Annotated in this window: 9 protein-coding genes; 4 read left to right on the top strand and 5 right to left on the bottom strand. The window is 58.6% G+C overall.

All coding sequences use genetic code 11. The features are described from left to right. A complete protein-coding gene (gene malP, locus JK621_RS17720; RefSeq protein ID WP_212557034.1) occupies positions 1–2,406 on the bottom strand; it encodes a maltodextrin phosphorylase in 2,406 nt (801 codons plus the stop codon). Between the two features lie 543 nt (positions 2,407–2,949). On the opposite strand from malP, the gene malT reads away from it, so the two are divergent. Together malT and glpE are read left to right on the top strand one after the other, a co-directional pair. Further along, positions 2,950–5,664 carry an HTH-type transcriptional regulator MalT gene (gene malT, locus JK621_RS17715; RefSeq protein ID WP_212557033.1) on the top strand — a complete coding sequence of 905 codons (2,715 nt, stop codon included), beginning with the start codon at positions 2,950–2,952 and terminating at the stop codon, positions 5,662–5,664. Between the two features lie 83 nt (positions 5,665–5,747). Beyond that, on the top strand, positions 5,748–6,074 hold the full coding sequence (gene glpE, locus JK621_RS17710; RefSeq protein ID WP_006319141.1) for a thiosulfate sulfurtransferase GlpE: 327 nt from the start codon (positions 5,748–5,750) through the stop codon (positions 6,072–6,074). Between the two features lie 34 nt (positions 6,075–6,108). On the opposite strand, the gene JK621_RS17705 is transcribed toward glpE, so the two are convergent. From JK621_RS17705 to rbsK, 4 genes are all read right to left on the bottom strand, one after another. Further along, entirely contained in the window at positions 6,109–7,404 is a 1,296-nt protein-coding gene (locus tag JK621_RS17705; RefSeq protein ID WP_212557032.1) for an MFS transporter, read from the bottom strand. Further along, the gene (locus JK621_RS17700) at positions 7,401–7,883 is read right to left on the bottom strand and encodes a YhcH/YjgK/YiaL family protein (protein ID WP_212557031.1); all 483 of its coding nucleotides are present in this window, start codon (positions 7,881–7,883) and stop codon (positions 7,401–7,403) included. The genes JK621_RS17705 and JK621_RS17700 overlap by 4 nt, the downstream gene beginning before the upstream one ends. A 96-nt stretch (positions 7,884–7,979) precedes the next feature. Continuing rightward, a complete protein-coding gene (locus JK621_RS17695) occupies positions 7,980–8,903 on the bottom strand; it encodes a dihydrodipicolinate synthase family protein (RefSeq protein WP_212557030.1) in 924 nt (307 codons plus the stop codon). Between the two features lie 55 nt (positions 8,904–8,958). Then, entirely contained in the window at positions 8,959–10,164 is a 1,206-nt protein-coding gene (gene rbsK / locus JK621_RS17690; RefSeq protein ID WP_212560229.1) for a ribokinase, read from the bottom strand. Positions 10,165–10,568: 404 nt separating this feature from the next. On the opposite strand from rbsK, the gene glpG reads away from it, so the two are divergent. Together glpG and JK621_RS17680 are read left to right on the top strand one after the other, a co-directional pair. Next, complete coding sequence (gene glpG / locus JK621_RS17685) at positions 10,569–11,405, top strand: rhomboid family intramembrane serine protease GlpG (RefSeq protein WP_212557029.1); 837 nt, start codon at positions 10,569–10,571, stop codon at positions 11,403–11,405. Between the two features lie 36 nt (positions 11,406–11,441). Further along, positions 11,442–12,200 carry a DeoR/GlpR family transcriptional regulator gene (locus tag JK621_RS17680; RefSeq protein WP_004930797.1) on the top strand — a complete coding sequence of 253 codons (759 nt, stop codon included), beginning with the start codon at positions 11,442–11,444 and terminating at the stop codon, positions 12,198–12,200. Positions 12,201–12,237 lie beyond the last annotated feature (37 nt).

Here is a 12,237-nt window from a genome sequence, read left to right as displayed (position 1 = left end):
TTAACGCTTGGCTTGCCAAATACGCTGCTGGTAGTCGCGGATCGAACGATCCGAACTGAACATACCGACCCGCGCGGTGTTAAGAATAGTGCGGCGCGTCCACTCGTCCTGGTCACGATACAACTCGTCTACCTGCCGTTGAGCCTGGCAGTACGAAGCGAAGTCGGCCAGCACCAGATAAGGGTCACCGCCTTCCAGCAGGCTGTGCAGCATCATGTCGAAAGCATGCTTGTCGCCATGGCTGAATGCGCCGCTCGCCAACTCGTCGAGGATCGCCTTCAGGTGTTTGTCCTTCTTGCGGTAGCTGAGCGGGTCGTAGCCTTTCGCCAACAGCGCCTTCACCTGATCGACGGTATTGCCGAAGATAAAGATATTGTCTTCGCCCACCTGCTCGGCAATTTCCACATTGGCGCCGTCCAGCGTACCGACGGTCAGCGCGCCGTTCAGCGCCAGCTTCATGTTGCCGGTGCCGGACGCCTCTTTGCCGGCGGTGGAGATCTGCTCGGAGATATCCGCCGCCGGGATCATCAGTTCAGCGACGGAAACGCGGTAGTCGGGAATAAACGCCACTTTCAGCCGATCCTTCACCAGCGGATCGTTATTGATCACCGAAGCCGCCTGATTGATCGCATAAATGATGTTCTTCGCCAGGTAGTAGCCCGGAGCCGCTTTGGCCCCGAACAGGAACACCCGAGGCACGATGTCCAGATTCGGGTTGTCGCGCAGTTGGCGATACAGCGACAGAATGTGCAACAGGTTCAAATGCTGGCGTTTGTATTCGTGCAGGCGCTTGATCTGCACGTCGAAAATGGCGTCCGGGTTCAACGTCAGCCCCATCACGCCGTGCACATAGTTTGCCAATGCGACTTTGTTATCGCGTTTGATTTGCTGATAACGCTGGCGGAATGCCGCGTCATCGGCGTATTTTTCCAGCCCTTTCAGCGCGTCGAGGTCGTTGGCCCACTCAACCTTCAGCGTCTCGTCAATCAGCCCCGACAACGCCGGGTTACACTGTTTCAGCCAGCGACGCGGCGTGATGCCGTTGGTGACGTTGTGGAATTTGTTCGGCCACAGCTGGTGATATTCCGGGAACAGGTCTTTCACCACCAGATCGGAGTGCAGCTGTGCTACGCCGTTGACCGCAAAGCCGCTGACCACGCACAGATTGGCCATGCGCACCTGCTTGTCATGGTGTACCGCCAGCTTGGCCCACACCGCCTTGTCGCCCGGCCAGCGTTTATCCACCAGCTTTTTGAAGTTGGCGTTGATCTGCTTGATGATCGAGAAATGACGCGGCAGCAGGCTGCGCACCAGCTTCTCATCCCAGCACTCCAGCGCCTCGGGCATCAGGGTGTGGTTGGTGTAGGCGAAGGTGTTGCTGGTGATCGCCCAGGCCGCATCCCATTCCAACTGATGCTCATCCAGCAGAATGCGCAGCATTTCCGGGATGGCGATGGTGGGGTGAGTGTCGTTGAGTTGAATCACTTCGTACTTAGGCAGGTCTTCAATCTTGCGGCCGGCCTGATGGTGTTTGCGCAGGATATCCGCCACCGAACAGGCGCACTGGAAATATTGCTGCATCAGGCGCAGGCGCTTGCCCGCCTGGTGGTTATCGTTCGGATACAGTACCTTGGTCAGCTTGGCGGCTTGTACGCCCTGCTTCTCCGCCTGCAGGAATTTGCCGTCGTTGAAATCCCCCAGATCGAACGGGTGCTGATGGGTCGCCTGCCACAGGCGCAGCGGTTGGGTCACGCCATTGCGGAAACCCAGCACCGGCAAATCCCAGGCTTCGCCGCGCAGGGTAAATTCCGGGTGCCACAGTTCGCGGCCATCGGCCAGTTTCTCCAGTTTCCCGCCAATCCCTACATCCACCGACAGCGCGGCATTGTGCTGGAACCAAGGGTAGCTTTCGCGCTGCCAGTTATCCGGCGCCTCTTGCTGCTGACCTTCGCTGAACGACTGGCGGAACAGCCCGTATTGGTAATTGAGCCCATAGCCGGTGGCCGGTTGCTCCACCGTCGCCATCGAATCCAGGAAACAGGCCGCCAGACGCCCCAGCCCGCCGTTGCCCAGCGCCGGATCGGTTTCCTGCTCCAGCAGATCCGCCAGCTTGATATCCTGCTCCGCCAGCGCCTGTTCGACGGTGTCGTACCAGCCCAGATTAATCAGGTTGTTCGCCGTCAGGCGGCCAATCAGAAACTCCATCGAAATGTAGTTCACGTGGCGCAGCGGCTTGGTGCTTTTACGCGGTGCCGGTTGTGCGGCCAGTTGCTCGGCCAGCGCTCGGCTGACCGCCTCCCACCATTGGTGTTGGGTCATCTGTTGTGCAGAACTAAGGCCAAACCGTTGCCACTGACGGGTCAGTGCCGCCAGAAAAGCATCCTTTTTAAGCATAGGCTGTGACATAAGGAAAACTCTCTATCCAGTAAGTGGGTCAAATTACCGCTATCGTGCCGGGGAGAAAGGTTGAAGGCATCATCCCGCCTGGGGATTAGCTGGGGAGGAGGATTGGGGCGTAGCTAAAATTGTGATCTCAGGCACTTTTTGACTCCCTTGCACGATGCAAAAAAGCCCGCCGACGAACGCGCGAGCACTGAGAATAAGCAGAAAATCCCCACAATGAAATTAGCATAGTTAATGCAGCTGATGAAGTTTTGTACATGCATCGACATGCTTTCCCTCAACCGCGCGACCAAACCGCACCACAACGCCGCAATTGCGCAATGATTTGCCTGCAAACGTAAAAAAGTGTGATCAATAGCAATTTAACTCCAAGCCAAAGATGAACCTTGTTGCAATACGTTTAACGTTGTCAGAAGTTAGGAGGGTGATTAATTACGAGCCATAAAATAATTAGTTTTACTCCGATCCCGGCAGGAGTCGCGATGAAATGAACCCCTTCGGGCAGGCCAACGGCTACGGGAGCCGCGATTTTCACTCTGGAATACTATGCTGATCCCATCAAAACTGAGCCGTCCGGTACGGCTGCAAAATACCGTGATCCGCGATCGCCTGCTGGCCAAATTAGCCGGCACGGCAAACTATCGCCTGACATTGGTTAATTGCCCTGCGGGATACGGAAAAACGACGCTGGTCGCACAATGGGCAGCCGGCAAATCAGATTTGGGCTGGTACTCGCTGGATGAAAGCGACAACCAACCCGAGCGCTTTGCCAGCTACCTGATCGCCGCCTTGCAACATGCCAGCGGCGGCCACTGTGTAAAGAGCGAAGCCCTGAGCCAAAAACATCAGTACGCCAGCCTGTCGGCGCTGTTCGCCCAGCTGTTCATTGAGCTTTCCGACTGGCATCAGCCGCTGTACCTGGTGATTGACGACTACCATCTGATCACCAATGACGTCATCCATGAGGCCATGCGCTTCTTCCTGCGCCACCAACCGGAAAACCTGACGCTGATCCTGCTGTCCCGCACCCTGCCGCCGCTGGGCATCGCCAACCTGCGCGTACGCGATCAACTGCTGGAGATGGGCACGCAGCAGTTGGCGTTTACCCATCAGGAAGCCAAACAATTCTTCGACTGCCGCCTGGCCGCACCGATGGAGCAGCATGACAGTAGCCGCCTGTGCGACGAAGTCGAAGGTTGGGCCACCGCGTTGCAGCTGATTGCGCTGTCTGCCCGGCAATCCACCTCTTCTGCACAGCAATCCGCCAAGCGCCTGGCAGGCCTGAACGCCAGCCACCTGTCCGATTATCTGGTGGACGAAGTGCTGGATCACGTCGATGCCGGGGCGCGCGCCTTCCTGCTGCGTTGCTCTGTGCTGCGCTCAATGAACGATGCGCTGATCGTACGCCTGACCGGCGAAGATAACGGCCAACAGCGGCTGGAAGAGCTGGAGCGCCAGGGGCTGTTTATCCATCGCATGGACGACACCGGCGAATGGTTCTGCTTCCATCCGTTGTTCGCCACCTTCCTGCGCCAACGCTGCCAATGGGAGCTGGCGCTGGAGCTGCCGGGGCTGCACCGCGCCGCCGCCGAAGGCTGGCTGGCATTGGGTTACCCGGCGGAGGCGATTCACCATGCGCTGGCGGCCAGCGACGTCAGCATGCTGCGCGATATCCTGCTGCAACACGCCTGGTCGCTGTTCCATCACAGCGAGCTGGCCCTGCTGGAAGAGTGCCTGAACGCATTGCCGTATGAACGGCTGATCCAAAGTCCCAAGCTGGCGCTGTTGCAGGCCTGGCTGGCGCAGAGCCAACACCGTTACATCGAAGTGAACACCCTGTTGGAACGCGCCGAACAGGCGATGCGCGATCAAAAAATCGACGTCGATCGGACTCTGCATGCCGAATTCGACGCCCTGCGCGCACAGGTGGCGATCAACGCCGGCAAGCCGGAAGAGGCCGAGCGCCTGGCCACCGAAGCGCTGAAGTTTCTGCCGCTTTCCAGTTATTACAGCCGCATCGTCGCCACCTCGGTGACCGGCGAAGTACATCACTGCAAGGGCGAGCTGGCCCGCGCGTTGCCGATGATGCAGCAAACCGAGCAGATGGCGCGACGCCATCAGGCCTATCACTACGCGCTGTGGGCGCTGTTGCAGCAGAGCGAAATTCTGATTGCCCAGGGTTTCCTGCAGGCCGCCTATGAGACGCAGGACAAGGCGTTTGAACTGGTGCGCGAACAGCATCTGGAACAACTGCCGATGCATGAGTTCCTGCTGCGTATCCGTTCGCAGATATTGTGGTCCTGGTCACGGCTGGACGAAGCGGAAGACGCGGCGCGCCAGGGGCTGAAAATTCTGGCCAACTTCCAGCCTCAGCAGCAGCTCCAGTGCATTGCCATGCTGGCCAAATGCTCGCTGGCGCGCGGCGATCTGGATAACGCCCATGCGCATCTGCAGCGTTGCGAAGCGCTGTTGCACGGCTCTCAGTATCATCGCGACTGGCTGACCAACGCCGACAAACCGCGGGTGATCCACTGGCAAATGACCGGCGACACCGCCGCTGCGGCTCAATGGCTGCGCCAAACCGAAAAACCCGGCATGGCGGATAACCACTTTATGCAGGGCCAGTGGCGTAATATCGCCCGGGTGCAAATCATGCTCGGCCAGTATGAAGAAGCCGAAGTGGTGCTGGATGAACTGAACGAAAACGCCCGCCGCCTGCGGCTGGTGAGCGATCTGAACCGCAACCTGCTGCTCAGCAACCAGCTTTACTGGCAGATGGAGCGTAAAGGCGATGCGCAAAGGGTACTGATGGAGGCGCTGTCACTGGCCAGCCGCACCGGATTTATCAGCCACTTCGTCATCGAGGGCGAAGTGATGGCGCAGCAGCTGCGTCAGCTGATTCAGCTCAATACGCTGCCGGAGCTGGAGCACCATCGCGCTCAGCGCATTCTGCGCGACATCAACCAGCATCATCGGCATAAATTCGCGCATTTCGACGAGAACTTCGTCGATAAGCTGCTAACGCACCCGCAGGTGCCGGAACTGATCCGCACCAGCCCGCTGACGCAGCGCGAATGGCAGGTGCTGGGGCTGATTTATTCCGGTTACAGCAATGACCAGATCGCCGGCGAGTTAGACGTGGCGGCCACCACCATCAAAACCCATATCCGCAACCTGTATCAGAAGCTGGGCGTGGCCCACCGTCAGGAAGCGGTGCAGCAGGCGCAGCAACTGCTGAAGATGATGGGGTATGGCGCCTAAAAACCACAATATTGCTCTGGTCTTAATTGCCGCAGAGTTGGTTACAATGGCGGCATATTCTCATTACAAGGCAGTCTGAAGTCATGGAACAGTTTGAAGCGATCAACGTTGAACAGGCCTATGCGCGCTGGAAAGAAGGCAGTGCCGCTCTGGTCGACATCCGCGATCCGCAGAGTTTTGAAGCCGGGCACACGCCGGGCGCATTTCACCTCACCAACGCCAGCCTGCAAGCATTCATGCAGCACAACGATTTTGACCGGCCGGTGATGGTGATGTGCTACCACGGCAACAGCAGCCGCAGTGCAGCACAATACCTGCTGAATCAGGGGTTTGATGCGGTGTACAGCATTGATGGCGGCTTTGAAGCCTGGGCACGTCAGTACCCGCAGGACGTTGAAACTTCAGCGTAAAAAATCAGGGCGCATCCTGCGCCCTCTTCCTTTGCTACTCCGCCGCCACCATCGGCCGTTTGACAAACAGACCGTAGCTCAAGGCCCCCAGCATCAGCAAACCCGCGCCAAGCAAGAATACGTTGGTGAACTGCCCGGTCAGATCGAGGATCACCCCGGTGACAATCGGCGCCATCGCCGCACCGAGGAAACCGCCAAAGTTCTGGATCGCCCCCAGCGAAGCCACCTGCTGTTTCGGTGCGATATCCGTCGCCAGCGTCCAGATCACGCCGGAAGGCAGCTGCGAGAAGAAATACCCCAGCGACAGCAATAAAATGCACAGCGGCGTACTGTCGACAAAGGCGATCGGCGCCACGCAGCAGGCCGCCAGCGCGGCACCGCAAACGATCGGGATTTTGCGAGCGGTGATCGCTTTCACCCCGCGGCGGATCAAACGATCGGAAATCGCCCCGCCGCACAATACCCCCAGAATGCCGGCAAAGAACGGGATCGACGCGATCCAACCGGTCTGCTTCAGGCTAAAGCCCAGCGAATTCTCCAGATAGCTCGGCAGCCAGGTCAGGTAAACCCAGATGGTGAACATGATGGAAAAGTTGCCCAAAATCATGAACCAGGTGGTTTTATGGCGGAACAGCGAACCCCAGCTCCCGCCCTGCTCCTGGCTGACGGCTTTTGCCGCCGCGCGTTTTTCGGCGTGGATCATCGCCTCTTCCCGTGCCGTCGGATCACGGTAAAACTTCAGCCAGGCCAGCATCAGCGGAATGCCCGCCAGACCAATGGCGATAAACATGCCGCGCCAGCCGAGCGTCAGCAGCAGCACGGTGAGGATCGGCGGAGCGATGGCGTTGGCAATCTGCGAACCGGTGTTGATGATCGAAGTAGGCAGGCCACGCTCTTTCTCCGAGAACCAGCGATGGGTGATCTTGATCCCCGAGGTGAAAAACGGGGATTCCGATACGCCCAGCAGCATCCGCAGGCCATAGAACATCGAGTAGCCGTTGACGAACGCGGCCATCACGGTAAATGTCGACCACAATCCCAGCGCCCAGGAAAACATTTTCTTCGGCCCCAGTTTGTCCACCAGCCAGCCGGCGGGCAGGTTGGCGAGCGCGTAAGGCCACAAAAACGCCGACAGCAGCAGGCCCATTTCGGTAGAGGAAAAGCCAAACTCCCGGGCGATAGTGGTATTGGCGATGCTCAGGTTGGCGCGATCGAGATAATTCACCACCGCGGCAATCAACAGGATCAGGATAATGCCCCAGCGCAAACGGGAGATCGGTGCCGCCGGTGCGGCGGCCGATGCATGCAACGCAGAAGTCGCCTCTTTCATGATTGCGGCTCCGTAAACAGACTGAGGTGAATTTTAATCACGGCTTTGCGGATAAAGGACTCGCCGTGGGTTTGGCAGCAAGGGCGATGCAGATCGTGCGGGAAAAATACCGCAAAGGTGCCGGGCAGCAGCGGGACCGCCATTTCATTTTGCACCCGTTGGTAAAACACGATGTCGTGGTGGCGCCGCTCTTCCGCCACGGGTTCATCGCCCCGGCGGCGCGCCACGCCGATGGTTTCTTCCCCCTGCAACAGATACTGCACGTCAACGTAGTCAAAGTGCGACTCAGGGCGCATTTGCGGCGCCGGCACGGTGCTCATTTCCTGCAGCAGGCAAAACATCTTGCCGGGAATAATGTCGATTTTACCGGGTTGCAGCGCGGCAAAGTCGGTGCGTTCGATAAACGCGATAGCCTGGTGGATAATCGGATGAAACGCGTGTTTTTCCCGCGCCCAGTCCTGCAAATCGCAAAGCATCATGATGGTGTTCCCCGTGTAGTGATAGTTTTAGCGGGTGTAGTAGGTACAGCGGTGTTGTTGCATGGCGGGAGGATGTCGCCATCTTCCCGCCCGGCCTTAACCGGCAATTTTTTGCCGGTAGAACCCGGTGCCGCTGCGGATTTGATCCAACAGCACGCCCAGCCCCCAGAATTTCTCCAGCACGTCGTCTTGATTTACCCGGCACAGCTCGCTGTCGAAAGTGCCCAAACGCTGGTGATAGATTTTGGCGTTTTTCGGGTAACCCAGCGTCTCCGTGACCGCCGCCAGCGACAGGAAGGTCGCCAGTTCCTGCGCCAGCTCAGGCCGCTGCGCGCCGTGGTGATACAACCAGTGGTACAGCTCCGGGTGGAAATTGGTGAACACCCCGCTGAACCCTTTGGATCCGGCCTGCATCGCCGGCCAAGCGATAGCGGCGTTGGCATTGATGACGTTCAGCGGCGTCCCTGCGGTCAATGCCACCCGGCGCGTCACAGTCGGCAGATCGCAACTGACGTCCTTCAGCACGACAAAGCGGCCGCTGTTGGCGCAATAGCTCAGCTCTTCATCGCTCAGCAAACGGCGGTAAGGCGCCGGGCATTCGTACAGGCCAAGCGGCATGCTAACCGGCAACGCCGCCAGCAGGCTGTCCAGCGTGGCGAAAAACGCCGCGCTGCCCTGGCGTTGCGCGTCAAGATGGTTGGTCACCAGCACCAGCGCGTCGATACCGGTTTGCGCCATCGCCTGCAGCTCTTCAATTTGCTGCTCCAGCGCGTCGCTGATATGGCCGGAAGCGATAACCGGCACCCGGCCGTCTACCCGCTGCACCACGAAACGCGCCAGCTCGACCCGTTCCGCCAGGCTGAGGAACTGCATCTCGCTGGACTGACAGACGGCGAACAACGCATCGACGCCGCGCTGCAAATACCAGTCGATCAGGCGCGCCAGGCCGGGATAGTCAATCTCGTTGCGAGCGGTAAACGGCGTTAGCATGACCGGCACAATGCCCTCGATGTTCTTCATTTTTGCTCCTCACACCGCGCTGACGCGGCAGGCAGTAGTGTTGTTTGGTTAGGGATCAGCGCTGGCTCAGACGAGCCAGCACCTGTTGATGTTGCGGCATGTTGGACGCCCCTTCTCTTTCCACCGCCAGTGACGCGAAGGCGGCGGCATAGGTTGCCGCCTGGGCAATCGTTTGCCCGGTGGCGATAGCCGCGGCGAAGGCGCCGTTGAACGCATCCCCCGCACCGGTGGTATCGACGCTCAACGCCGGGAAAGCGGGAATGTGCTGGAACTGCGAACCTTCGAGGATCATCGCTCCGCGCGCGCCCATGGTGATGATGACTCGTCGGGCGCCCAGCCCGGCGATACGCTGCGCCGCCTCTTTGGCGCTGTTCAAATCCGTCACCTCCACGCCGGACAGCAGCGAGGCCTCGGTTTCATTCGGGGTGATCACATCGACATATTCCAGACATTGCAGCGCGTCGGCGGAGTAAGGCGCAGGATTGAGGATCACCCGGATCCCCAACGCATTGGCCAGCTTCATGGCGTTCAGCGTGGCGTTAAAGTTATTCTCCAGCTGCACCAGCAGAACCTCTGCGCCGGCCAGTTCCGGGGCGATTGCAGCCACTTCTTCGTCGGTGATGGTTTTATTGGCGCCGGAATAAATGGCGATCATGTTTTCGCCATCCTGCTGCGAAACATAAATGATGGCGTTGCCGGTCGGCTCGGTTTCCGACTGGTATAAGGTGAACGAGTGGATTTCCGACGCAGAGAGATGGTCGAAAGCGAACTGGCTGAACTGATCCTTGCCGACTTTGGACACGAAATGCACCTGAGCGCCGGCCCGGCTGGCGGCCATCGCCTGATTGGCCCCCTTGCCGCCGGGGCCGAGCGTACTGCCGAGCGCCAGCAGCGATTCGCCGCCTTTGGGAAAGCGCGCCACCCTGGCGACGATATCGACATTGAATGACCCCAGAATACAGACCTTGCCTCGCATGTTTTTTCCTCTCTCCGGTGCCTTTCTTTTCTGGCTTTCCAGGCGTCTTAACAGCACTTCGAACGTGCCGTCGGTTTCGGTAATCAATTTGGCCTGCAGGCTGCGGCGGATGACGATCGCGCCACCGTGGCAGCGCTGCACCAGGCCCAACTGCGCCAGCACGTTTAAATCGCTGCGGATGGTTTCTTTGGTCACCGCAAAAGACGTGGCCAGGTACGCCACGCTAACGCGTTCATATTTATCCAGATAATCCAGAATGTTATTGCGTCGTTCTTCAAGAAACATAGTCACCTCAGCACCTGTTTTTGAGAGTAAGGGACCCCCAGTGGTTAAAAAGTGACTGTGATCATATGTTGCAGGGCTAAACGGAAGTAAACAAAAATCGCTGCAATATTCGCCGGCCCATGGCGGGAAAACCGCAGGATTCATTGGCCGCTACGGGGCCGTTAGTGGGTGTTTTTACTGGTTTTTTGCAGATCCTTTGCCTGCGTTCAAGATTTCAACGGTATAATCAGCCGTCAACGCCGTCGGCGGCAAACCGACGGTTCAACTTATCTTTACCTATGAATTTCAAGCGGCGACAAGGGTATCAATCCCCCGCAGCGCACTCAGGGCAGTGACCGGGGTGCGCACATGCGGCCAACAACGCCGCGGCTTGAAAGGCGACGGGTATATGAAACGGAATATCTATGGTTCGAGTAATCGCCGTATCCAACCCCCGCCTGGCTCAGGCCTTTGTCGACTATATGGCGACGCAGGGCATTGAACTCAGCGTGCACAACACCGGCGAGGCGGCGGAAATCTGGCTGGCTGACGACAGCCATCTGGAGCAGGTACAGCACGAGTTGCAGCAGTTCCTGGTCGATCCGCTCAACCGCCGCTATCAGGCCGCCAGTTGGGAAACCGGCAACACCGGCGCCGATCTGCACTACCCAGGCTACTCCTATCTGCACACCCTGCGCAGCAAGGCCGGGCCGCTGACGCTGGGCGTGATGGCGCTGTGCATTGCAGTGTATATCCTGATGCAGGTAATGGGCGATGATACTCTGATGTACTGGCTCTCCTGGCCACAGGACAACAGCCAATACCCGCAGCTGTGGCGCTGGGTCAGCCACGCGTTTTTGCACTTTTCGCTGCTGCACATCACCTTTAACCTGCTGTGGTGGTGGTATCTCGGCGGCCCGCTGGAAAAACGCCTCGGCACCGGCAAGCTGTTCGTGCTGGCGGTAGTATCGGCCTTCTTCAGCGGTTGGGCGCAGTCGCTGTTCAGCGGCGCGTTGTTCGGCGGCCTGTCCGGCGTGGTCTATGCGCTGATGGGCTACAGCTGGCTCAGCGGCGAACGGGCGCCGGAACGCGGCCTGATGCTGCCGCGCGGCCTGATGGTATTTTCAGTGCTGTGGTTGGTGGCCGGGTATTTCGATATTTTAGGAATGTCGATCGCTAACGCGGCACACGTGGCCGGTTTAGTGTTAGGGTTATTGATGGCATTTTGGGACACGCGTCATCGCGCGCACAACGAACAATAACAGCCAGGTACAAGCCGGGCGTTTTAGGGGATTATCGTGAAGCAAACACAGCGTCATGACGCAATTATCGAGCTGGTGCGTCTGCAGGGTTATGTCAGTACGGAAGAACTGGTCGAACATTTTGACGTCAGCCCGCAAACGATTCGCCGTGATTTGAATGACCTTGCCGATCAGAACAAAATTCAGCGCCACCACGGCGGTGCTGCGTTGCCTTCCAGCTCGGTCAACGCCGCCTACAACGATCGTAAAGTGATGTGGTCGGAAGAGAAAGCGCGTATCGCCCAGCGCGTCGCCAGCCAGATCCCCGACGGCGCCACGCTGTTTATCGACATCGGCACCACACCGGAAGCGGTCGCTCACGCGCTGATGAACCATAAAAACCTGCGCGTGGTGACCAATAACCTGAACGTCGCCACCCTGCTGACCGCCAAGGAAGATTTCCGCCTGATCCTGGCCGGCGGCGAAGTGCGCACCCGCGACGGCGGCATCATGGGCGAGGCCACGCTGGACTTTATCTCCCAGTTCCGGCTCGATTACGGCATTCTCGGCATCAGCGGCATCGACATGGACGGCTCGCTGCTCGAATTCGACTACCATGAAGTGCGCACCAAACGCGCAATTATCGAAAACTCGCGCTGCGTGATGCTGGTGACCGACCATTCCAAATTCGGCCGCAATGCGATGGTCAATCTCGGCAATATGAACCTGATCGACTACCTGTTTACCGACCAGTTACCGCCGCCGAGCGTGATGAAAATCATCGAACAGTACGACGTGCAGCTGGAGCTGTGCTGATCCCCGCCCTTCTCGTCTAATCCAAGGGGCGCAGCCT

Source organism: Serratia plymuthica, from assembly GCF_018336935.1.
GTDB lineage: Bacteria > Pseudomonadota > Gammaproteobacteria > Enterobacterales > Enterobacteriaceae > Serratia > Serratia plymuthica_B.
The sequence above is the reverse complement of the archived record's forward strand: the minus strand, read 5'-3'. Positions and strand labels throughout refer to the sequence as shown.

Excerpts from the sequence above, each read along its gene's own strand:
- malP (WP_212557034.1), bottom strand. The coding sequence starts at position 2,406 with ATGTCACAGCCTATGCTTAAAAAGGATGCTTTTCTGGCGGCACTGACC.
- malT (WP_212557033.1), top strand. The coding sequence starts at position 2,950 with ATGCTGATCCCATCAAAACTGAGCCGTCCGGTACGGCTGCAAAATACC.
- glpE (WP_006319141.1), top strand. The coding sequence starts at position 5,748 with ATGGAACAGTTTGAAGCGATCAACGTTGAACAGGCCTATGCGCGCTGG.
- JK621_RS17705 (WP_212557032.1), bottom strand. The coding sequence starts at position 7,404 with ATGAAAGAGGCGACTTCTGCGTTGCATGCATCGGCCGCCGCACCGGCG.
- JK621_RS17700 (WP_212557031.1), bottom strand. The coding sequence starts at position 7,883 with ATGATGCTTTGCGATTTGCAGGACTGGGCGCGGGAAAAACACGCGTTT.
- JK621_RS17695 (WP_212557030.1), bottom strand. The coding sequence starts at position 8,903 with ATGAAGAACATCGAGGGCATTGTGCCGGTCATGCTAACGCCGTTTACC.
- rbsK (WP_212560229.1), bottom strand. The coding sequence starts at position 10,164 with ATGTTTCTTGAAGAACGACGCAATAACATTCTGGATTATCTGGATAAA.
- glpG (WP_212557029.1), top strand. The coding sequence starts at position 10,569 with ATGGTTCGAGTAATCGCCGTATCCAACCCCCGCCTGGCTCAGGCCTTT.